The 22,987-nt window shown below is 55.3% G+C and carries 19 protein-coding genes; 9 read left to right on the top strand and 10 right to left on the bottom strand.

The annotated features are described in order from the left end of the window. Positions 1-30 precede the first annotated feature (30 nt). The 4 genes from QLQ17_RS04760 to QLQ17_RS04745 all read right to left on the bottom strand — a co-directional run bounded on the left by QLQ17_RS04760 (position 31) and on the right by QLQ17_RS04745 (position 2,777). The gene (locus QLQ17_RS04760) at positions 31-555 is read right to left on the bottom strand and encodes a helix-turn-helix transcriptional regulator (RefSeq protein ID WP_283208392.1); all 525 of its coding nucleotides are present in this window, start codon (positions 553-555) and stop codon (positions 31-33) included. Then, the gene (locus QLQ17_RS04755) at positions 545-814 is read right to left on the bottom strand and encodes a hypothetical protein (protein ID WP_283208391.1); all 270 of its coding nucleotides are present in this window, start codon (positions 812-814) and stop codon (positions 545-547) included. Before QLQ17_RS04755 ends, QLQ17_RS04760 begins: the two co-directional genes overlap by 11 nt. Before the next feature lie 84 nt (positions 815-898). Then, positions 899-1,291 carry a hypothetical protein gene (locus tag QLQ17_RS04750; protein WP_283208390.1) on the bottom strand — a complete coding sequence of 131 codons (393 nt, stop codon included), beginning with the start codon at positions 1,289-1,291 and terminating at the stop codon, positions 899-901. Further along, entirely contained in the window at positions 1,284-2,777 is a 1,494-nt protein-coding gene (locus tag QLQ17_RS04745; RefSeq protein ID WP_283208389.1) for a type VI secretion system PAAR protein, read from the bottom strand. The genes QLQ17_RS04750 and QLQ17_RS04745 overlap by 8 nt, the downstream gene beginning before the upstream one ends. Before the next feature lie 230 nt (positions 2,778-3,007). Between QLQ17_RS04745 and QLQ17_RS04740 the strand changes: the two genes are divergently transcribed. Beyond that, complete coding sequence (locus QLQ17_RS04740; RefSeq protein ID WP_283208388.1) at positions 3,008-6,247, top strand: type I restriction endonuclease subunit R; 3,240 nt, start codon at positions 3,008-3,010, stop codon at positions 6,245-6,247. Here the strand turns inward: QLQ17_RS04740 and QLQ17_RS04735 are convergent. Beyond that, on the bottom strand, positions 6,242-6,730 hold the full coding sequence (locus tag QLQ17_RS04735) for a DUF2505 domain-containing protein (RefSeq protein WP_283208387.1): 489 nt from the start codon (positions 6,728-6,730) through the stop codon (positions 6,242-6,244). The genes QLQ17_RS04740 and QLQ17_RS04735 overlap by 6 nt on opposite strands. Positions 6,731-6,918: 188 nt before the next feature. On the opposite strand from QLQ17_RS04735, the gene QLQ17_RS04730 reads away from it, so the two are divergent. The 4 genes from QLQ17_RS04730 (at position 6,919) to QLQ17_RS04715 (ending at position 11,509) form a co-directional block, all read left to right on the top strand. Beyond that, positions 6,919-8,268 (top strand): adenosylmethionine--8-amino-7-oxononanoate transaminase, encoded by a 1,350-nt coding sequence (locus QLQ17_RS04730; RefSeq protein WP_283208386.1) that lies wholly within the window; start codon positions 6,919-6,921, stop codon positions 8,266-8,268. A gap of 7 nt (positions 8,269-8,275) precedes the next feature. Continuing rightward, the gene (locus QLQ17_RS04725) at positions 8,276-9,010 is read left to right on the top strand and encodes a 16S rRNA (uracil(1498)-N(3))-methyltransferase (RefSeq protein ID WP_283208385.1); all 735 of its coding nucleotides are present in this window, start codon (positions 8,276-8,278) and stop codon (positions 9,008-9,010) included. A 114-nt stretch (positions 9,011-9,124) separates the two neighbouring features. Then, positions 9,125-10,354: a DUF445 domain-containing protein gene (locus QLQ17_RS04720; RefSeq protein ID WP_283208384.1), complete on the top strand. Its 1,230-nt coding sequence runs from the start codon at positions 9,125-9,127 to the stop codon at positions 10,352-10,354. A gap of 114 nt (positions 10,355-10,468) precedes the next feature. Beyond that, positions 10,469-11,509: an HDOD domain-containing protein gene (locus QLQ17_RS04715; protein WP_283208383.1), complete on the top strand. Its 1,041-nt coding sequence runs from the start codon at positions 10,469-10,471 to the stop codon at positions 11,507-11,509. A 5-nt stretch (positions 11,510-11,514) separates the two neighbouring features. Here the strand turns inward: QLQ17_RS04715 and QLQ17_RS04710 are convergent, their stop codons facing one another. Together QLQ17_RS04710 and QLQ17_RS04705 are read right to left on the bottom strand one after the other, a co-directional pair. After that, complete coding sequence (locus QLQ17_RS04710; protein WP_283208382.1) at positions 11,515-12,855, bottom strand: YihY/virulence factor BrkB family protein; 1,341 nt, start codon at positions 12,853-12,855, stop codon at positions 11,515-11,517. Between the two features lie 96 nt (positions 12,856-12,951). Next, positions 12,952-13,887 carry a D-2-hydroxyacid dehydrogenase gene (locus QLQ17_RS04705; protein WP_283208381.1) on the bottom strand — a complete coding sequence of 312 codons (936 nt, stop codon included), beginning with the start codon at positions 13,885-13,887 and terminating at the stop codon, positions 12,952-12,954. A gap of 77 nt (positions 13,888-13,964) precedes the next feature. Here QLQ17_RS04705 and tmpT point away from each other — a divergent pair, with 77 nt between their 5' ends. The 4 genes from tmpT (at position 13,965) to QLQ17_RS04685 (ending at position 19,680) form a co-directional block, all read left to right on the top strand. Beyond that, the gene (gene tmpT / locus QLQ17_RS04700; RefSeq protein ID WP_283208380.1) at positions 13,965-14,618 is read left to right on the top strand and encodes a thiopurine S-methyltransferase; all 654 of its coding nucleotides are present in this window, start codon (positions 13,965-13,967) and stop codon (positions 14,616-14,618) included. A gap of 232 nt (positions 14,619-14,850) precedes the next feature. Further along, on the top strand, positions 14,851-16,773 hold the full coding sequence (locus QLQ17_RS04695; RefSeq protein WP_283208379.1) for a PrkA family serine protein kinase: 1,923 nt from the start codon (positions 14,851-14,853) through the stop codon (positions 16,771-16,773). Positions 16,774-16,813: 40 nt separating this feature from the next. Then, entirely contained in the window at positions 16,814-18,109 is a 1,296-nt protein-coding gene (locus tag QLQ17_RS04690) for a YeaH/YhbH family protein (RefSeq protein ID WP_283208378.1), read from the top strand. Next, entirely contained in the window at positions 18,106-19,680 is a 1,575-nt protein-coding gene (locus tag QLQ17_RS04685) for a SpoVR family protein (RefSeq protein WP_283208377.1), read from the top strand. The genes QLQ17_RS04690 and QLQ17_RS04685 overlap by 4 nt, the downstream gene beginning before the upstream one ends. Before the next feature lie 13 nt (positions 19,681-19,693). Here the strand turns inward: QLQ17_RS04685 and QLQ17_RS04680 are convergent, their stop codons facing one another. From QLQ17_RS04680 to QLQ17_RS04670, 3 genes are read right to left on the bottom strand one after another with little or no spacing between them, the layout of a single operon-like run. After that, a complete protein-coding gene (locus QLQ17_RS04680; RefSeq protein WP_283208376.1) occupies positions 19,694-21,763 on the bottom strand; it encodes a TonB-dependent receptor family protein in 2,070 nt (689 codons plus the stop codon). Between the two features lie 13 nt (positions 21,764-21,776). Beyond that, positions 21,777-22,502 (bottom strand): LrgB family protein, encoded by a 726-nt coding sequence (locus tag QLQ17_RS04675; protein WP_283208375.1) that lies wholly within the window; start codon positions 22,500-22,502, stop codon positions 21,777-21,779. Further along, a complete protein-coding gene (locus tag QLQ17_RS04670) occupies positions 22,495-22,875 on the bottom strand; it encodes a CidA/LrgA family protein (protein WP_283208374.1) in 381 nt (126 codons plus the stop codon). The genes QLQ17_RS04675 and QLQ17_RS04670 overlap by 8 nt, the downstream gene beginning before the upstream one ends. Positions 22,876-22,987: the final 112 nt, after the last annotated feature.

Below are 22,987 nucleotides of genomic sequence, written 5' to 3'. Positions count from 1 at the left end.
ACGCAGAAGATAAATCGGGACATGCAATTTTTAGACGAGGGCCCGAACTTCATCATGGAGACGCTGATCAAGTCGTTCTGCATCCTTGGCGAGGTTGACGCCCATGGAGACGTTCGCCACGTCCAACAATGCAGGGTCAGGATTGCGGTTCTGGTATTTGGCAATCCAGGCCAGCACATCTGCAAGGTGCCAGATGGCAGAAGCGCCCTCGTGGAGGGGCAGCGGGAAGCTGGCTGAGTGGGTCTGAATCAGTTTGCGCATGTTCTGGCGGGAGAAGGCCAGCAACCGAGCCATGTCAGAAATGCCCACGAGATCCGGCGCCGCCTCAATCAGCTTTGCCTGCGGTGCTGCCTGCTTGACGTTCTCCAGGGCACTCAGCACAGCCGCCTCAGCAGAGGCTGATTCGCGCGTGAAGTTCAGAGCCAAACGGCCTTTTCGGCCAAGACCAATGATCGCATCGTCGCACCCTGCCTCGAAAAGTGCCGATTCCAGGGCTTCTTGATCCAGACTGCCTGGAATCGCAAATGTCAGCGTGAAATCGTATTCACGATTCATGGTCTTCTCCCCCGGAACGTTGATCTCCGGTGCAATTGTCTACGATGCGTCGAATCTGCTTTGCGTGGTTCTGGGCGTTTTTTGGCGTGCTCCAGATACTGGCAACACAGAACTCTCCGCATCGGCAATCGGCGTCATTGAACGGACAGTACATGCGTCCCCAGGCATGACCCCTACCTTTTTCGATCCGCCAGCCCTGTGACTCTGCATGAGTCAACGCATCCTCGATATCTTTGTTCGAATGTCGCTTGCGGGGCATGGTCGCCTTTCCCTAGTTGTTATTATGCACAAAGGTTGTCATTTGACAACCAATCAGAAAGGCAAAACCGGCCGGAGCTTGAATTTAATAAAGCTTCGCGACTGCCCCAACCACCAGAACACCGGCGATAATTCCATAAAGCAACAGCGCAGGAATAAGGCACCAGGCTTGCCAGCTTTTGGGAAGAGGTGCCTCAGGGTCACCCAGCATGGAGGCCCTTCGATAACAGAAAGAGGATGAACAGTTTCTGAAGACAAGATATGCAAACACATGACTCGACCTGACCAAGCGACCGATCAAGCCGTCTGAGTAGATCTGACTGACACCTGCGATACTGCCAGTCGACGTTGAAACTCGCTCTTCAATTCGTCGAACATAACGAAAGCCAATGGTCACCAAAACAACTAAAGCTATAAATCCCATCAAAATGCCGCCGGCGACGAGGTAGGCACTCAGAAGCCTTAACTCCTCACTCATCACTTCGTACCTCGTAGATTAGCTCTCCAGCCGAGGCCCCAAGGTCGCCCATCACTTTGCCTCCGACTGCACCACCAACACCTGCGGCGATTATCCCGCATGCAATACCTCCAACGCCCGCGGTGCCGACTCCTACAGCGACACAAAGCAAAGGCGCAGCCATTGCACCAGCGGTTCCACCCGCAGCTGAACCTGTAAAACGCAAGGTCTCCGTAACGCCAACGCGCTCACATTGATCGGTTCTTCCCTCTGAACAGGCTTCATATATTTTGTAGCCTGTTAATCCAACGTCCAAAGCAATCACAAGGCGACCACCATTCTCTACAAAGCGCGCAGCCCCCGCTGCTTTCGAGTAATTGGTCGCGTATCCAGGTATCCCCCCGACACCTGACGACTTCCACTCATGGACAATGCTCTTGGAGGATAATCCTAATGCACGTTTCAGCTTGGCATGATCATCCAATGACATACCCTTCCTGGTCACCTTGCCCAGCGCAAAATCCAACTTGGTGAATAGCTTTTGTCTGCGCTCGAAAAAATCAGGGTGACTGAGCTTGCCGTATGTGCGGAACGTACTTTGATGGAGAGCTTCAAGCTCCTTCAATATGCCGTTTATGCTCTTGATTTGCTGACCAACCATGGTCGCGCCGACACCCAGCCCCGTCGCAGCGTTGGCTGTCATCATTTCGAGCAGGTCGTAATGATCTACTATGAACTGTGCTTCCTGCTCACTGAGTTGCTGAACTTCCTGATTGACCTGCGCGGCTATCTGCATCAAGTCGTTTTCCCGAGTGGTGCACTCGAGACTATTCGGGTCAGCCACCACAATCATCTCACCTGGCAGTGCCCTGCTTCCAAGCCCCGGATTCAGGCGATCAAAATTATCCGGTTTAGCGGATGCATCGCCATAGAGCAACGCAATAAGTTCATTACGGCTCATGGGCTTGCGAACGACATGAAACCCCGGGTCGCTCAGGCTCTGGTCTTTTTCTGTTTCAGCGTTAGCTTGAGCAGAGCCAGCTGAAGCAGTGAAAGCACTCGTTGAAGATGAACCTACGGCCTGCGTCGACGATCCTGACTGAGGCCCTGCTGATCCTACTTGGCGTGCCTGCTGTGTTGCTGAAGCTTGTGATGCCGCGCTTGTGACCGCTTTGCGCGAAACAGGAGAGACACCAGAAAAAGAGACCGGCGAGTGCGTATCACCAATCACTACCGATCCCGAACCAATCGTCACACCACCACAAGAAACGGCACTGCCCGTAACCGCCGCAGGCATACCATCAATCATGACGGTTGAAGAACCCGCCGCAATCGCACGGGGATGGGGAGGGTGTTTGGGCTTGGAGTGCGGTGCTAGTGAGTCGCCCATTCGGGCAACAGGTTTGCCATCAACCAGTACGGTAGGTGATCCGGCGATGACAGGCGTCGGGGGGAAACCTTGGTGATCCGTACCCAGATCCCCAAGAAGTACAATGGGTTTACTCATATCGCATCCTATGCGGTGGGTGTCGTCCGTGAATCCTGTTCGCCTGCCGAATTCGTCCTTCATTCGGCAGACAGCCACTATCTTATAACGGCAGATCCGCTTGGCCAAACATCCCCTGTTCACACTGTGATACGGTGCGCTCAGTAAATGTTGTCTACACTCGTTTAGAATCAAAAATATAGAGTTTCCGAAAGCCCCAGAGTGCGTAGCGCCACGCAGTAAGGATAGGGATGCCGAAATTTACCGAAGACAGGCTGGAACAGGCGATCATTGCGCTCTTGGGCGAGCAGGGTTATCCCCACACTGAGGGGCCCACCCTGGACAGATCACCTGAGGAAGTATTGATTAAGGATGATCTGAGTGCCTTTCTGGCTGGCCGCTATGCGAAAGACGGCATAACTGATAATGAAATCACTTCGATTATTCATCGGCTAGACACGCTCTCTGCGGCTGATCTGTATACCTCCAATAAAACCGTTCATCGATGGGTCGCCGATGGCTTTCTTCTGAAGCGCGAGGATCACACCAAGAAAGACCTTTACATACAGTTGCTGGATTACTCAGGCCTTCCCGAGCAGCGGGCGCCCAGGCCAGGTGAAATAGATACTCTGGTTGCTGAAGAAGGTACTGAATACAAGGTGGGCGGCAACGTCTATCGAGTCGTAAACCAGCTTGAAATTGAAGGCCAGGAAAAGCGTATCCCCGATGCAATCCTCTACATCAATGGGTTGCCCCTGGTGGTGTTCGAGTTTAAAAGCGCGACTCGAGAAAATGCCACCATTCACGATGCCTGGAAACAACTCACTGTTCGCTACGCAAGAGACATACCGGAGCTGATGAAGTACAACGCGCTGTGCGTGATCAGCGACGGCGTGAATTCACGGCTTGGGTCTTTTTTTGCTCCCTACGAATATTTCTATACATGGCGCAAAGTGACCGGCAACGAGTCGATCGAACAGGATGGCATCAATGCCCTGCACACGATGATCAAGGGTTTGTTTGATCAACAGCGGCTCCGGGAAGTCATCAGGCACTTCATCTTTTTTCCGGACAAATCCCACCGGGAGGAAAAAATCGTCTGCCGCTACCCGCAGTTCTATGCGGCTGGAAAACTGTTTGACAACATCCTTGAGCATCGAAAGCCGGAGGGCGACGGCAAGGGCGGCACCTACTTTGGGGCAACGGGGTGCGGGAAAAGCTTCACTATGCTGTTCCTGACTCGCCTGCTAATGAAAAGCGTCGATTTTGAGAGCCCTACCATTGTGCTGATCACTGATCGCACCGATCTGGATGATCAACTGGCAGGTCAGTTCACCAATGCGAAGGATTACATTGGCGACCAGACGGTCATCAGTGTTGAAAGCCGAGACAACCTCAGGGAACTGTTAAAAGGCCGAACCAGTGGCGGCGTTTTCCTCACCACCATCCATAAATTCACGGAAGATACGGAATTATTGACCGATCGCTATAACGTGATCTGTATCTCTGACGAGGCCCATCGCAGCCAGGTGAACCTCGACCAGAAGATTCGGGTCACAGAACACGGCGTCAAGCGCACCTTTGGTTTTGCCAAATACCTGCACGATTCACTGCCAAACGCCACCTATGTCGGTTTCACCGGTACGCCCATCGACGCCACGCTGGATGTATTTGGCGATGTCGTCGACAGCTACACCATGACCGAATCAGTGAAAGACGAGATCACGGTGCCCATCGTTTACGAGGGCCGCGCTGCCAAGGTGATTCTGGATAACGAGAAACTGCAGGAGATTGAGGCTTACTACGACCAGTGCGCAGAAGACGGTGCCAGCGATTATCAGATTGAAGAAAGCAAAAAAGCCAGCGCAAACATGAACATCATCCTCGGTGACCCAGACCGGCTTCGCGCGTTGGCAAAGGATTTCGTGCATCACTACGAACGGAGGGTGGAGGAAGGCGCCACCGTGAAGGGCAAGGCCATGTTCGTGTGCAGCAATCGCAACATCGCATATACCTTCTGGCAGGAGATCATTGCACTACGCCCCCACTGGAATGACGTTCTGGCTTGCGACCCCGGAACCGAACTGTCTGATAAAGATCGTAAAGAGATCAAGCCGATGGAGCGGGTCAAAATGATCATGACCCGAGGCAAAGACGACCCTAAAGAACTCTGGAACACGTTGGGTACGTCCGACTATCGCAAGGAGCTGGACCGACAGTTCAAGAACCCGAAATCAAATTTCAAAATTGCCATCGTAGTAGACATGTGGCTTACCGGTTTTGACGTGCCGTTTCTGGACACCATCTACATCGATAAACCAATTCAGCGCCACAACCTGATTCAGACCATTTCCCGCGTGAACCGAAAATTTGAAGGCAAACGCAAGGGGCTGGTGGTCGATTACATCGGCATCAAAAAACAAATGAACATGGCCCTGGCTCACTACAACAAGGCCGATCAGCAGAATATTGAAGAGATCGAACAGTCCGTCATTGTTGTAAAGGACCACCTCGATCTCTTGAACAAGCTGTTTCACAAGTTTGATTCGAACGCCTATTTCAACGGCAGCCCGGTGGAGCAGCTGAATTGCCTGAATCAAGCCGCAGAATTCGTTCAGCTCACCGATAAAACCGAAAAGCGATTCATGGCACTGGTGAAACGCCTGAAAGCGGCCTACGACATTTGCAGTGGCTCAGAGTCTATTGACCAATCGCAGCGGGACCACATTCATTTCTTCCTTGCCGTTCGTTCGATTGTTTTCAAATTGACCAAGGGCAATGCACCAGACACAGCCCAGATGAACGCCCGAGTGCGTCAGATGATGACCGAAGCGCTGAAGACCGACGGTGTGGAGGAGATTTTTAAACTGGGTGAGGACGGCGCGGACGCCACAAATATTTTCGACGACGATTACATGGCGAAAATCGAGAAGATCAAACTGCCCAACACGAAAATAAAGCTGTTACAGCAGCTACTGGCAAAAGCCATTGATGACTTCAAGCGCGTGAACAAAGCGCGGGGCGTGGATTTTTCAAAACAGTTCCAGGCACTTGTCGAAAAATACAATGAGCGGAAAGAGTCGGATGTGTTGCGGGGCGAAGTGGTTGAGGATTTCACTGACGAAATTATCGATCGCTATCTGAAAATGATCGACGAGTTAAAACAGGAAGTGGGGTCTTTTGAAGATCTCGGAATCGACCTTGAAGTCAAAGCGTTTTACGACATTCTCAAGGATCTGGCCGTGCGGTATGACTTCACCTATCCGGATGAAAAGCTGTTGCCACTCGCTACAGCCGTTAAAACCGTCGTCGATGACAAAGTGAAATACACCGACTGGAATCACCGCGAGGACATTAAGGCAGAGCTCAAGGTCGATCTGATTCTTCTACTGGGGGAACATGGTTACCCACCGGTTGACCGGGATGAAGTCTACAAAGAGATCTTTGAGCAGGCTGAGAACTTCAAAAGGTATCGACCCGAGACTTCATAAAAGCTCGCGAGTGACCTGGTACTCATTTTCGATCTTGGCGTGAGAATCCTTGGCCAGAAATTTCGCAATTTTTGACCCCAGAAACGGGACATCGCACTTTACCGTCAGTGTCACGTAGTTGATGGATTTTTCCACGTTTCCCTGAAGACGCATCATACCTTTGATTTTTGCGGGAACGCCGTCAATGCGAACGCGAAATTCGCAGTGCCATTCGGCATCGTCTTTACGGAACCAGTGTTCTTCCTGGCGAACGCGGTTCCAGGGCTTATGGAAACTGGCCAGAATACCGGGCACTTCGCTCGATGCAGACAGCTCGCGTTCAACCACCAGCTTCGCTGATTCATCATCGCGGCGCAGCTCGGCAATCCGCAAGTTGCGCGACCCAAGCCTCTGGTTTTTTTCCTGTATATGGCCTTCACTCAGAAAGGCTCCAAGAACCTTGTCCAGGCCGGCGTTATAGGCATGTGTCAGTTCCAGTTCCATACTTTCCTCCCGTCTGTCTTATGCCATTCTCGCTGTGGTGCGAATCTGCGACATTGGCTCTGAGGCAATCTTTCAACGGCAAACTGGCCAGAATGGCAATGCCTGGGAATACCGCAACATCGTCAACACTGGCGACAGGCACCTACGTACCAGTATCATTGGCGTCCTGAATTTCGAGGAGGCACACGATGCGCAACGCCGATCTCATCGCACGCGATATCAAATCCGTCTGGCACCCCTGCACCCAGATGAAGGATTACGAAACCTTGGGGCCGGTACCCGTTAAGCGCGGCAGCGGCGTCTGGCTGGAAGATTTCGACGGCAACCGGTACATCGATGCGGTCAGTTCCTGGTGGGTGAACCTGTTCGGCCACGCCAATCCCCGCATCAATGACGCCATCCAGAAACAGATTGGCGAACTGGAACACGTGATTATGGCGGGTTTCACCCACGAACCCGTGGTGAATCTGTCTGAGCGCCTGATTCAGGTTACGCCGGACGGCCTGTCCAAATGCTTTTACGCGGACAACGGCTCTTCAGCTGTCGAGTGTGCCTTGAAGATGAGCTACCACTACTGGAAAAACCACGGTAAGCCGAGCAAGAAAAACTTCGTGAACCTGAGCAACAGCTACCATGGTGAAACCCTGGGAGCGCTGGCACTGGGGGATGTGCCGCTCTATAAAGACACCTACGCGCCACTGCTCATGGAAGTCATCACTGCCCCCTCGCCAGATGCCTATAACAAGGAGCCCGGCGAAACGGACGAAGACTATGCCCTGAGGCAGTTCGAGGTCATGGAAAGGATCTTGGCCGATAAGCACGATGAAATCTGTGCCGTAGTGACAGAGCCCCTGATCCAGTGCGCCGGCGGCATGCGGATGCATCACCCGATCTACCACACCAAGCTGCGTGAAGCCTGTGATCGTTATGGCGTGCATCTGATCGCTGACGAAATCGCCGTGGGCTTTGGCCGCACCGGCACCTTGTTCGCCTCTGAACAGTCCAATATCAGCCCGGATTTCATGTGCCTGTCCAAGGGACTCACGGCCGGCTACCTGCCGCTGTCTGTAGTGGTCACCACCGACGACGTCTATGACGCCTTCTACGACGACTACGAGACGCTCAAGGCCTTCCTGCACTCCCACAGCTACACCGGCAACCCGATAGGCTGCGCCGTGGCACTGGCCACCCTGGATATCTTCCGCGACGACAACGTGATTGAAAACAACAAGAGGCTGAGCCAGGTGATGGGCGAGTCCGTGGCTCATCTGGTCGACCACCCCAACGTCGGCGATGTCCGCCAGTGTGGGATGACGCTGGCCATTGAAATGGTCAGGAACAAAGCCACCAAAGAGCCTTTCCCGTTCGCAGAACGCCGTGGCATGCGCGTGTTCAAACACGCCCTCACCCGCGAAGCGTTGCTCCGACCATTGGGCAACGTCAGCTATTTCATGCCGCCTTACGTCATCACCGAGGAACAAATTCGCCATCTCGGGCAAGTGGTGACCGAAGGCATCGACATCGCTGTACGGGACTGACACGCCCATGCGCATTCCCCGGATCTTCACCGACTCACCCCTGAACGCCGGGCGGCGATGCCAGCTGGACGACAACGCAGCCCAGCATGTTGGTCGTGTTTTGCGCATGCAGCCCGGCCAATCTCTGCTTTTGTTCAATGGTGACGGCCAGGATTACAGCGCCACCATCACCGAAGCTGGCAAAAAACACGTCGAAGTGAACGTTGAGGAAGCGCGGCCAAATATGACCGAGTCCGGCCTGGAGATCGTGCTGGGCCAAACTCTGTCTAAAGGCGACCGCATGGACTACGCCGTGCAGAAAGCCGTGGAAATGGGCGTTACCCGCATCGTGCCCCTGTCGACCGAGCGTTGCGACGTTAAACTCAAAGGCGACCGGGAAGAAAAACGGCTGCGCCACTGGCAGCAGGTGGCCATCAGCGCCGCCGAGCAGTGCGGGCGCGCCAGAGTGCCGGAGATCCTGCCGGTCATGAGCCTGCCCGATTGGTTCAGGCACACCGAAGATTGCGACCTGCGGCTGGTGCTGCACCATCGAACCGAACAATCCCTGAACTCTCTGGAGAAACCTGCCCGAATCGCGCTGATGGTAGGCCCGGAGGGCGGCCTCAACCCGGAAGAGATTGCCTCTGCTGAAGCGGCCGGCTTTCTGCCGGTTGCGCTGGGGCCAAGAGTTCTCAGGACGGAAACGGCACCGGTTGCAGCCGTCGCGCTTTGCCAGTGGTTATGGGGCGATTTCGGAACCTGACCAACCGCAACCGTACTGCCGTCTCAAGCTGGCACGGGAGTCATTGACAGAAGCCCCCCCTGCCAACATGATCGCTGATCGAGCCAACTCCAAAGAATTAAAAGCGAAAAACGGATGACAAGCCTGCTTAGCACCCCTGAATTCTGGCAGTACGCCAGCATACCCGTCATTGCCGCCCTGATTGGCTGGACCACCAACTGGCTGGCCATCAAAATGACGTTTTACCCTCTGGAATTCATCGGCAAACCGCCCCTGCTTGGCTGGCAAGGCATTATTCCTTCAAAGGCCCGCAAAATGGCGGCCATTAGCGTTGATGCCACTATCTCAAAGATTGGTACCGTTCAGGAAATCTTTGAGCAGATCGACCCGAAAGTGCTCGCTGCCCACATCATTAGCACCGTGGAACCAAGGACAGAAGAGTACGTGGACGAACTCATGGTCCGCGAATACCCCACGTTCTGGGAAAACCTGCCCTCTTCTGCACGCAGCATGGTCTACGACCGCGTGCGCAAGACGACACCCCATCTGGTCGACAACCTGGTAGACGATATTTCCGACAACATCGAAGACCTGCTGGACATCAAAGGCATGGTTATCGAACGACTGGCCCAGGATAAGCGCTTGCTGAATCGCATCTTTCTGGAGTGTGGCGAAGTAGAATTCCGGTTCATCATCAATTCCGGCCTGTATTTCGGCTTTCTGTTCGGCCTTATTCAGATGACGGTCTGGTATTTCTATCAAAGCTGGTGGGTGCTGCCGTTCTTTGGTTTGCTGGTGGGCTACGCCACCAACTGGATCGCCCTGAACGTTATCTTTCGTCCTTTACATGAAAAGAAAGTCGGCCCGGTTCGGTTCCAGGGTCTGTTCCTGAAGCGCCAGCCCGAAGTGGCCGAATCCTTCTGCCACATCGTCACCCATGAAATCCTGACCGTGGGCAACATCATTAACGCCATCCTGGAAGGCCCGAAGAGTGATCGCGCCAGCAATATGGTCAAAAAACACATCAAACCACTGGTGGATGAAACCGCAGGCATGGGCAAGGCCCTGACCCAGGTGGCTTTTGGACCCACAGGCTTTGCCACCCTCAAGAATCAGGTTGGTCAGAAAGCGCTGGAGATCTCCCGCACGTCTTTTGACAATCCGGTGTTTGAGACCGATCGCGCCAGGGCCGTGGAATCCATTATGGTAGAGCGCATGATCGCGCTGTCCTCTGAAGAATTTCAGGACCTGCTAAGGCCCTGCTTCCAGGAAGATGAGATCAAACTGATTCTAGTCGGCGCCTTTTTGGGTTTTGCTGCCGGTGTCGGCCAGCTTGTTTTTGTTTTCGGCGGGTCCATTTTCTGACCCGACGCCCCTCTGTATAGCCCTGCGGTATGGCATTACTCATGTCACGCTCTATAATCAGGAATCAGGGAAGACAGTGTTCCCGGACCACCATTATTTCTCCGGAGGCAAAGGATGCCAGGCTTTTTATCCTGGATTTCGGCGTTTTTTGCGCCGGCCAGTTCGGCCAGAGTTACAAGCAACCCTCGGCTGCTTAATCCAGCACGCGCTCCCCACGAGGAAGACCCCGGTGAGCATGTAAAAATGCATCAGCTGGAACAGCACCTTTTCTGCTGGTTGCTGGACACCACGCCGTCCGCGCTATTAAAAGAACCCGACAGCGAAAGCCAGGCCATACTGGACGCTCTGGACGACCGTATTGATCGCCAGTCGCTGGAAGAATTACCCCGTCAACCTATGACGCTCCCCATGCTCACCAGGGCGCTCTCCGACGAAAAGACCGACCGCAAAGCATTGACCAAAATTATTCTTAGTGACCCGGCATTGACGGATCAACTGCTGCACGTAGCCAACAGTCCTTTATTCCATCCTGGAGACCGCCCCATCGAATCAGTGGATCAGGCGGTATTCATTTTGGGGCTCAATGGCATTCGCAATGTGATCTCCGCAGCCGTGATGCGGCCCATGATGGCGGCCCGTAACAGTCGGGAAGCTCTGTTTGCCCAGAGGGTATGGCGGTGGGGCCTGACCTGCGCCAAAGCCGCAGAGCTCGTTGCAAACCTCAAAGGTCGGGACGGCAGTGTCTTCTTTATGGCAGGATTACTGCCTGCACTCTCGTACATCACCCTGCGCCGAGAACTGGTGCGAATCGCCCGCACGCATCCAAACTTTTCTGAGCCACAGCCCGGCCTGATCCACCAGGCATTGTCACGCTATCAGTGGGCTACCGCTCAGGTACTGGCCAATGAATGGAAACTCTCGCCGTCTTATCACGCCAAGCTGCTGGAGGCCGAAAGACCGACCCCTAACACCAGTCATTCGCCCCTCAATGATGGCATCATTATTGGCACTCGTGAGGTGCTGAGACACGCGCATCAGCGCAATATGAGCGAGGAAGATGTTCTCAAACTGATTTACATTTCCCACGAGAAGTACACTCGTATCCGTCTAGCCATTCTGGACTCACTGGACGCCGGCGCCCGGTCACGAGCCTGAAAACCTCAGAGCTGCGCTTCGCCTCGGCGGCAGTCGATTCCGGAAGACTGGTCGTCAAGCAACTGTGCGAACGTGAGGCCCTCATCTTTTGCGTTCCTGGCAAGCAGACCAGCGGGAAGGTTGTAGGGAAGCCGATCCACGACCCGGTCTTCGTCGGCGCGAATTGCGTCAAGAACCTGGCCAACCGTAATTTTGTCCAGCGAACAACCCGGCACCAGGCAATCACCGTTTCGGCCTGCCAGGGTTATCAATCCGGCACGGATGAGTTTGTCACTCAACTTTCGAGTCACTTCGCCCGGAACTCGCAGCTGCGTTTCAACATCCTCTTGCTGTGGTGCAGGTTTACCGTTGTGAAACGGCCGAGCCACCAGCCACATCAATGCCAGTCCTGTTTTCTCCAGCAGCTCTGGTGACAGCCTGACTTTGTGCCGTTTGGCCACAGATCCGGGATTCTGGAGATAGAATGCGATACTGGAACCTAATAGCAGGATCATCCAGTTGAGATAGACCCAGATCAGCAGAATGATACCGATGGCAAAACTGGAATAGATGGCCGCGTATTTGGCGGAGCCAGCCACAAACGAGGCGAAAAGCATGCCGCCAGCCTGCCAGGATATGCCCGCAATCAGCCCGCCTATGAAGGCGTATTTTACTTTTACCCGAGTGTTTGGAATGAACACATAAACGAACGTGAAAGCCCCAACCACCAGCAGGAACGGTGTGAACTTGCTGACAAACAGGATAATGGAGCCGAGCGGTTCGATTTCCATCAACGTCTGGACCGCAGTCGACGAGAAAATGGTGGCAGTTACACCAATGGCTGACACCATCAGCAGCGGACCTACCATGATCACGCTCAGGTAATTGCTGAAACGCTGGGCCATGGAACGCATGTCCGGCACCCGCCAGATCATGTTGAACGAACGCTCGATTTTCTGAACCAGAGAAATAACCGTATAGACCAGCAAAGCAAGACCTACAGAGCCGAGCACACCCACCTTCATGTTGTCCACAAATCCAAGAATCTGCTCTGCCAACTGAACGCCCTGCGGCCCCATGGGCTCGAAAAACTGATACAGCAACGGCTCCATACGTTGATGCACGCCCAAGGCCTTAAGCACGGAAAAACTCAGTGCCAGCAAGGGCACAATGCTCAGCAGGGTGGTATACACCAGACTCATGGCATGCAATGCCAGGTGGCCGCTCACAGCATCGCGGGCGAGCGCGTAGGCCGTTCGACCGGAGTTATAGAGCCAGGTCCATGGCCAGCTTTGCGGTGGATTGGGATTGGCCAGAATCCAGGTTTCAGCCGCCTGAAGCCTGTCTTTTAGTTGGAGTGAAGCCACACAAGGTCCTGTTTGCCGGAGTTTTGTACAGATTATCAGTCAGATACCAAATCACCACAAAGTATGGCGCATTGTGTGGCTTTTACTAGGGACAGACTATTCGGCCCCTGAAAGGTTGCGCGCGGTGATGTCGACAATCCGCTGCCGTGCCTCTCTGCTCGCCCAGGCCGAATGCGGCGTTACGATCAGATTCGGAATGTCGTCTGCCAGTAACGGATTGCCGTTTCGCGGCGGCTCTTCAGTCAACACGTCAAATCCGGCACCGCCAATCGTCCCAGCCCGCAAGGCATCTGCCAACGCTTGTTCATCGACCAGGCCGCCGCGGCTGGTGTTGATCAGCAGGGCGTCTTTTTTCATCATTGCCAGCTCCCGGGCGCCGATCATGTTTCGGGTGTCGTCCGTAAGCAAACAGTGAAGCGACAGCACGTCCACTTGTGGCAGCAGCTCATCGATTGGAACTCGGCAGTAACCATCCACTTCACCAGCGGCCTGGCCCGGTCGGGCACCAAGCAGGATGTTCATTCCAAAGGCCTTGGCGCGTTCCACCACCCCCTGCCCCAGATCGCCATAACCAACAACGCCCAGGGTACGGCCTTCCAGCTCCATGATCGGATGATCCATCAGGCAAAACATGTCGCTTTCTGCCCAACGGCCGGCCCGAACGTCGCGGTCGTAATCCAGCAGACGCGTAGCCAGGGCGAGAATCAGTGCCAGGGTATGCTGTGCGACGGTAGAGCGACCATAGTTGGTCACGTTCATCACCCGGACACCATGATCTTTTGCCGCCGGCTGATCGATGTTATTCAGGCCGGTGGCCACGACCGCAATGGTTTCAAGCTCAGGGCAGGCGTCGAAATGCTCCCTCTTCAAGACAACCTTATTGACGATCACCGTGTCGAACCCCTTTATGCGTTCAATCACCTGATCCGGCTGTGTTTTGGGGTACATGGTCAGTTTGCCGGTCACCGATTCAATGGGTGACAGGTCCACATCCTCGCCAAGAGTATCGGCATCCAGAAACACGGCTTTCATTGGCACCTCCATACGACCAGGATTCAAGAGTAAGTTAGACTCAAGATAACCTCCAATAGGCGAAAAGGAGAAGGTACATGGAACATGAATTCTGGCACCGCCGGTGGGCCAACAATGAAATTGGGTTCCACGAGGGCACGGTGAACCAATACCTGCATCAACACTGGCCAGAACTGGCGGAAAATAGAACCGGCACCGTACTCGTTCCGCTGTGCGGCAAGGCGCATGATCTGTGGTGGCTTCATGACCGGGGGCATCCGATCATCGGCGTGGAACTCAGCGAGATCGCCTGTAAAGACTTTTTCGAAGAAGGCGATGAAAAAGCCATGGTCAAACCCGGCGAGCCGTTCACGATCTTCCGGCACGACGACCTGGAAATCTGGAACGGCGATTTTTTCCAGCTGGTACCGACGGACGTGTCACACGTCAGGCTGGTGTATGACCGGGCCGCACTGATTGCCCTGCCACCGGACATGCGACCGAAGTATGTTGAGCACCTGACCGCCGTTACCCCGGATCAAACCCAGATTTTACTGATCACATTGGATTTCGAGGGTTCTCCCACGGCGCCGCCGTTTAACGTCAGTGACGAGGAAGTCCGAGCGTTGTATGAAGATGACTATGAGATAGAACACGTCCATACCCAGACCCTGGCCAGGGATCACCCTTTCGCCAAACGCAAGGGGCTAAACGGCGCCAGCGAGAGCGTCTTCCGGCTGACCAAGCGGTAACATAATTTAATGAACCTTAACCTTGTTAGGTCTGTCAAAGGTCTTGAGGTTGGACTAAGCTCAAAATAACCCGGCGGCAATTAATGATGATGTTTTTGCTCCGGGCACTCCCTATCATTTCACTCATAACCATAACCACCGTCCGGAAGGATGGAGCCAACAGCAGACGGGGAAGTTGCGTGAACTAAAAAGCTGTCTTGAAACAGGCAGGAGCACAATCGAGGGGCCATATATGAGCATTATGCAGCACTTCAAAGACCGGTATGAAGCCACTCAGGAGGAAGAATACACTCTTGAGGAATACCTGGAGATCTGCAAAAAGGACCCAACGGCTTACGCCACAGCAGCCGAGCGGATGCTGCTAGCCATTGGCGAGCCAGAGCTGGTTGATACATCCCGCGATGCCCGCCTATCGCGCATCTTTTCCAACAAAGTCATCAAACGCTATCCCGAATTCTCCGAGTTCTACGGCATGGAAGATGCCGTGGAGAACATCGTGTCGTTCTTCCGCCACGCCGCTCAGGGCCTGGAAGAGAAGAAACAGATCCTTTACCTGCTGGGCCCCGTCGGTGGTGGTAAGTCCTCACTGGCCGAGAAACTCAAACAACTGATGCAGAAGGTGCCCTTTTACGCCATCAAGGGCTCGCCGGTGAACGAATCACCGCTGGGCCTGTTCGATCCGGCCGAAGACGCGCAGATCCTGCAAGAGGAATACGGTATCCCACCCCGTTACCTCAAGTCGATCATGTCGCCCTGGGCGGTCAAGCGTCTGCACGAGTTTGGCGGGGACATCAGCCAGTTCAAAGTCGTGAAGATGTACCCGTCGGTGCTGGACCAGATCGGCGTGTCCAAAACCGAGCCGGGCGATGACAACAACCAGGACATTTCGGCGCTGGTGGGCAAGGTCAACATCCGCATGCTTGAGGACTTCTCTCAGGACGATCCGGACGCTTATAGCTTCAGCGGCGGTCTGTGCAAGGCCAATCAGGGCCTGATGGAATTTGTGGAGATGTTCAAGGCCCCCATCAAGGTCCTGCACCCACTGCTGACGGCAACTCAGGAAGGCAACTACAACACCACCGAAGGCATGGGATCGGTCCCGTTCGACGGCATCATCCTGGCCCACTCCAACGAGTCGGAATGGCAGACCTTCCGCAACAACAAACACAACGAGGCATTCCTCGACCGAGTGTACATCGTCAAGGTGCCTTATTGCCTGCGGGTAACCGAGGAAATCGACATCTACCGCAAGCTGCTGCGGGACAGTTCCCTGTCCGGCGCCCCCTGCGCACCGGACACCCTGGACATGCTGGCGCAGTTCTCGATTCTGTCGCGCATCAAGGAGCCGGAAAACTCCAGCATCTTCTCAAAGATGCGGGTCTATGACGGCCAGAACATCAAGGACACCGATCCCAAGGCCAAGTCGATCCAGGAATATCGGGATTCGGCGGGCGTGATGGAAGGCATGGACGGGTTGTCCACTCGCTTTGCCTTCAAGATTCTGTCGAAGGTGTTCAACTTTGACACCACGGAAGTGGCCGCCAACCCGGTTCACTTGCTGTACGTGCTGGAGAAACAGATCGAGCAAGAGCAGTTCCAGGCAGAAACCCAGGACCGTTATCTGCGATTCATCAAGGAATTCCTGGCGCCTCACTACGTGGAATTCATCGGCAAGGAAATCCAGACCGCCTATCTGGAGAGCTACAGCGAATACGGCCAGAACCTGTTCGACCGCTATGTAACCTATGCCGACTTCTGGATTCAGGATCAGGAATACCGGGATCCGGAAACCGGCGAAATCCTGGACCGTTCGTCCATTAACGACGAACTGGAGAAGATCGAGAAGCCTGCAGGCATCAGCAACCCGAAAGATTTCCGCAACGAGGTGGTCAACTTCGTGCTGCGGGCAAGGGCGAACAACCAGGGCAAGAACCCGTCCTGGCTCAGCTATGAAAAGCTACGCAGCGTGATCGAGAAGAAGATGTTCTCTAACACCGAGGACCTGCTACCGGTCATCTCCTTCAATCCGAAGGCCAGCCAGGAGGATCAGAACAAGCACAAGCAGTTCGTCGAGCGCATGGTCGATCGAGGCTACACGGAGAAACAGGTTCGCCTGCTGGCGGAATGGTATCTGCGTGTTCGGAAATCTCAGTAGCCAATGAGCCTGTCCTGATGCGCTGAAGTGGAGTAGAACCATGGGTATGACCCACGTCGTCGACCGGCGACTGAACGGCAAAAACAAGAGCGCGGTGAACCGGGAACGGTTCCTGCGCCGGTACCGCCACCACATCAAAAAGGCGGTGTCCGAGGCGGTGCACAAGCGCTCGATCACCGATATTGAACGCGGTGAGAAGGTCAGCATTCCCTCGCGGGACACGGACGAACCCATTTTCCATCACGGCCAGGGCGGCAAACGTGAAGTGGTGCACCCAGGCAACAAAGAATTCGTGGCCGGAGACACCATTCCCAAACCCGAAGGCGGCGGTGGCCAGGGCCAGGGGCAAGGTCAGGCCAGCCCCGACGGTGAAGGCATGGACGAATTCGCCTTCCAGATCACCCAGGACGAATTCCTGGACTTTCTGTTTGACGATCTGGAGTTGCCCAACCTGGCACGTAAAAAACTGAAAGATACCGAAGCCTTCAAGTATGTGCGCTCTGGTTTCACCAGCCAAGGCGTGCCCGCCAAGCTGGACGTGGTCCGCTCACTGCGCGGCGCCCACGCTCGCCGGCTGGGACTTGGCGGGTCCCGCAAGCGCAAAATCCGCCGTATGGAAAAAGAGCTTGAGGCGCTGAAAAGCGCTCCGGAGGATCTGGACGCCGCGTTCAGCCACGAGGATCAGATCAAGGCGCTGGAAGATGAGATTGCAGAACTGAAAGCCAACGTTCGCAAGATTCCTTTCATTGACGAGATTGACCTTCGATACCGTCAGCACGTAAAGCACCCGCAACCGGCCACCAGCGCAGTGATGTTCTGCCTGATGGACGTGTCCGGATCGATGACCCAGATGCACAAGGACATCGCCAAACGGTTCTTCATTCTGCTCTACCTGTTCCTCAAGAAGAGCTACAAGAAGATCGACGTGGTGTTCATCCGTCATCACACCAGCGCCAAAGAGGTCGACGAAGAGGAGTTTTTCTATTCCCGGGAAACCGGCGGCACCATTGTGTCAAGTGCGCTGAAGCTGATGCACAAGATCATCGAGTCCCGTTACTCCCCGTCGGAATGGAACATATACGCGGCCCAGGCGTCCGATGGGGATAACTGGAACGATGATTCCCCCATCTGCGGCAAGCTGCTCGCCGACAGCATCCTGCCGCTGGTGCAGTATTACGCCTATGTGGAAATCACGCCCCAGGATCACCAGATGCTCTGGTACGAATACGAGAAGCTGCAGGAGCAGTTCCCCGAAAGCTTTGCGCTCCAGCAGATTGCTGATCCCGGCGAAATTTATCCGGTCTTCCGACAGCTGTTTGAGAGGAAAGCCGCATGACTGACATGATGGACCGTCCTGCTCAGGACCGCCCCAACGAGCCCAGAGCGGCGGAACCCATTTCCACCAGTTCGGAATGGACGTTCGAGCTGATCCAGCAATACGACGAGGAAATCGCCAAGTGCGCGGCAGAATTTGGCCTGGACACCTACCCCAATCAGGTGGAGGTGATCAGCGCCGAGCAGATGATGGACGCCTACAGTTCTGTAGGTATGCCGGTGGGCTACAACCACTGGTCTTTCGGCAAGCAGTTTCTGTCCACATCCAAAGGCTACCAGCGCGGCCAGATGGGCCTGGCCTATGAGATCGTGATTAACTCCAACCCCTGCATCGCCTACCTGATGGAGGAAAACACCCTCCCGATGCAGGCGCTGGTGATTGCCCACGCGTCCTACGGCCATAATTCGTTTTTCAAAGGCAACTACCTGTTCCGCACCTGGACCGACGCCAGTGCCATCATCGACTATCTGGTGTTCGCCCGGGACTACGTCGCCGAATGCGAGGAACGCTATGGGCTGGACGCAGTGGAAGAAATCCTGGATTCCTGTCACGCCCTGCAGAACTACGGCGTAGACCGCTACAAACGCCCCTCACCCATATCTGCGACCGAGGAGATGCAGCGCCGCAAAGAACGGGAGGAATATCAGCAGCGCCGTATCAACGATCTCTGGCGCACCATCCCGAAAATGAACGGGGACGAGGACACTGAACGGAGCAAGGTACGCTTCCCGGAAGAGCCGCAGGAAAACCTGCTTTACTTTATTGAAAAAAACGCGCCGCTGCTGGAAACCTGGCAGCGGGAAATCATCCGCATCGTGCGCAAGCTGGCCCAGTACTTCTACCCTCAGCGCCAGACCCAAGTGATGAACGAGGGTTGGGCCACTTTCTGGCATTACACCCTGCTCCATCGCATGTACGACAAGGGCCTGGTGAACGAGGGATTCATGCTGGAATTCCTGCAGAGCCACTCGGCCGTGGTCTACCAGCCACCGTTTGACAGCCCTTGGTACTCCGGCATCAACCCCTACACCCTCGGTTTCTCGATCTTCACCGACTTGCGTCGGATTTGTGAGAACCCCACCGAAGAAGACCGTGAGTGGTTCCCGGACATCGCCGGTTCCGACTGGTTGGAAACGCTGCATTTTGCCATGAAGAATTTCAAGGACGAGAGTTTCATCCAGCAATTCCTGTCACCCAAGGTAATGCGGGACCTGAAATTCTTTGCGATTCAGAACGACGATCAGGAAGACGTTTACCGGGTTACCGCCATACATGACGACCCAGGCTACCGGGATCTGCGGGAAAAGCTGGCTCGCCAGTACAACCTCAGTTATCGGGAACCGAACATTCAGGTCTGGAATGTCGACGTGCGAGGTGACCGCTCACTGACATTGCGCCACGTACCGGTGGACCGGGTGCCGCTGGGTGGAACCACCGATGAAGTGCTTCGTCACGTTCATCGCCTTTGGGGATTCGATGTTCACCTGGAGAGCGTGGACGACGGCACCGTGGTACAGGAAGCCCATTGTCCCCCGCGGAATGAGACCCCGGACGACCTGATTAAACCATGAAACGACCGCTTGTTTAAAAACTCCACTCCAGGCCGGCGTAAAAGGTTCGCTCAGGGGCAGGCTCGAAGTAGCGCCCGCCATTGGCGTTGATTCGCACGTTGGAGAAGTAGGCTTCGTCCAACAGGTTGCGAATTCCTCCATACAGACTCAAGTTCCCTGAACCCAACCATAGCGTATTGCCTGCCCTTGCCCCCAATAGCCAGTAGTCGTTGACGCGGGTTTCGTTGCGATTGTCGGCGTACAGGTCACCCACATACTGGGTTTCCAACGCGACAAATCGCTGGCCCTGCCCGCGCCATTCTACTTCGGTCACCCACTGCTCCTGAGGCAGCCCGGGGAGCCGGTTGCCTGCCACACTGTTACCCTGATCATCGGTGAAATTGTCGAATTCGTAGTCCGCGAGCGTGAGCGCGCTGGTGATGCGCCACCGATAAGACAGGGCCCAATCAATCCCTAACTCAAGCCCGTTGCGAGTTGTGCGACCGGTATTCTCGTAGAAGGTGCGATCATTGCCCGGGAGCTCGAAAGGCAGAATTTCATCCTCTACCCGCACTGAGAACAATGCCAGGTCGTAGCTCAGCCCCTCGCCGAGGGTGCCACGCAAACCGATCTCACGGTTCAGGGCCTGTTGCGGTTCGATGTCGGGATTGAATCCGCCACTGCCATCAGGGTTGGCGAATTCGGTGAAGGTGGGGGACTCAAAGGCGGTGCCGACCGTGGCGTACACCTGCTGCCGCGGCGCCAGCCTGTAGCTGACGCCTGCGTAGCTGCTGACCTCGCGATACGTTCGGCTGCCGGAATCGTCGCCGTCGCTTACCCGCTGATCGTCAATGGACAGACGCAGGTTGTCATAGCGGGTGCCCAGGGACAGATTCAGCCGATCGCTGACGGCCAGATCGCCCTGCGCAAACACCGCCGACGTTGTGGCGTTCTGGGTTTCGTCCTGGGTCTGGCCGGTGACCTCGCCGCTGGAGGACACCAAATACCGTCGCCGTTCATCCACCTGACGATGGAGGTCTGCACCGATAACCCACACCAGGGGCAGTCCTGCCACGTCGCTGCCCTGCTGGAAGTCAGCGCTGGTGCCGTAAAACTGGCGGTCATAAGCAATTCGGCTGGAGCCGGGGAACGGCAGTTGCTGGGTAAAATCCCGCCGACTGAAAAAACTGCTGACGGTCAACTTGCCGCTGCCCACCGCAGCGGTTTCGTAGAGCAATCCAAGCGTCTGCTGGTCGACGTCCTGCCCGGAATCAAGCCGCTTTGCGTTATCGGTGGCTTGACGGCGGTCCTGCTCTACCTGCTCAGCGGTGAGCCCGGACGGATCTTCGGCTTTGGGAGTATGCAACGCATTAAGGGTGGCGGTCAGACGTTGACCGTCACCAAAGTCATGGGAGAGCCGGCCGTTGAACAGCCCTTTTTCCACCGCGCTCTGTTCGCGGTAACCGTTGAAGTTCAGCCAGGAGACGGTGGCAATGCCGCTGGTTTTGTCCCGGCTGCCGTTGGCCTGAACGCTGCTTCTGTAGTAATCGTGACTGCCGACATCCTGACGTAAACGCACGCCCGGCGTTAAGTCGCCGCCCCTGGCCGTGGTGACATCAATCACACCACCCGCCGCATTGCCGTATTGCACCGATGACGGCCCGCGAATGACCTCGATGCGCTCGGCGGAATCCAGGTCAATCGCATCCACCTGAGACTGGCCATCCGGAAGGGTGTAGGGAATGCCGTCCACCTGAATCCGAATGCCGCGAATCCCGAACGGTGCCCGGGCGCCAAAGCCGCGGGTGGACAAACGAAGGTTCTGGGCAAAATTGTATCGGTTCTGGAAGAAGAGGCCAGGCACCGTGTCCAGGGATTCGTCCAGTTGCAGCCTCTGCTGACCCTCGCGGATGTCGGGAGCATTGGTCAGCGAAACGGCGGCGGGTGTCTCGTACAGGTTCCGGTCCAACCGGGGAGAGGTTACGGTAATGGTCGGCTCGGTTGCCTCGTCATTGGATTGAGCGAACGACTCGACGGTGCCACCCCAGAGGACCAGTGCCAGAATCGGGGCGCAAGGGTGCAGATTGTATTCGATGAAACGCAAAAAATTACCTCGATCAGATCCCTATCAAATCCACCAGCCAGGGCACCACAAGCGCCGTTGCAAAGGCGGACAGTGCCATGGCCAGACCGGAAAACGCACCCATCTGGTTGCTCACCTGAAAGGCTCGCGCCGTGCCGATCCCGTGGGCAGCAACGCCGATGGCTATTCCTTTTACGCTGTCATCGCGAATTCGCATCAACTCGAACAGGCGGGTGCCCGTCACCGCCCCGGTGATGCCGGTAATTACCACCAGAACAGCGGTCAGGGAAGGAATCCCGCCGATGGTTTCGGAGATGCCCATAGCAACGGGTGCCGTGGCGGATTTAGGCGCCAGGGACATCTGAATCTCCGCAGACCCGCCCAGCAACCAGGCCAGACCAATGGAACTGCCAGCAGCAATCACCACACCGAAGACCAGCGAAATCGCCACTGGTAGCCAAAGTTCGCGCAACCGTTCCAGCTGCTGATAAAGGGGCACAGCCAAAGCGACCGTGGCGGGGCCCAGAAGGAAATGAACAAACTGCCCGCCCTCAAAATATTCATCGTACGTGGTGCCGGTGAGCATCAGCAAAGCGATCAACATGACCACTGAAGTCAGAACCGGATTCACAAACGGGCTGGAATTGGCCTTTAAATAAACCCGATATGCCAGACCATAGGCCACCAGCGTCACCGTCAAACCAAGCAGTGGCGAGGCCGACAGATACACCCAGATGTCGCGGATTCCGGTGTCATTCATCCCGCTGCCCTCCCGGGCTTTCAGGGCGGGCAAGCCAGCGCGATGTCATCTGCATGACGCCGGCAGTGGCGACCATGGTAATAATGGTGGACAAAAACAGAGCCAAGGTGATCGGAAGCCACTCGTCTGCAATTCGTCCGAAGTGGCTCATCATGCCAACACCAGCCGGCACAAACAGCAACGACAAATGACTGAGCAAGGCGGTGGAAGCGTTCTCCAGGGAGTCCGGTGTTTTGCCACGCATCATCAGGGTCACAAACAGCATCACCATTCCCAGCACAGGCCCTGGTATCGACAGTGATAGCAGTCGCACGGTCACCTCCCCCACCAATTGATACACCAACAGAATGGTTATGCCACTGAGAAACGTCATTATTCTAATTCTCCGTGCGTCGAGGGCCTTCCGTCGGCCTCAATGGAAGAGTCCGTGCAAGTTTCGTGCTTTCAACCATACTGGGTAAAAGGCACCCTCATATAAAGTAGTC

This window comes from Marinobacter sp. CHS3-4 (genome assembly GCF_030053415.1).
GTDB lineage: Bacteria > Pseudomonadota > Gammaproteobacteria > Pseudomonadales > Oleiphilaceae > Marinobacter.
This window is presented reverse-complemented; position numbering and strand designations above follow the sequence as displayed.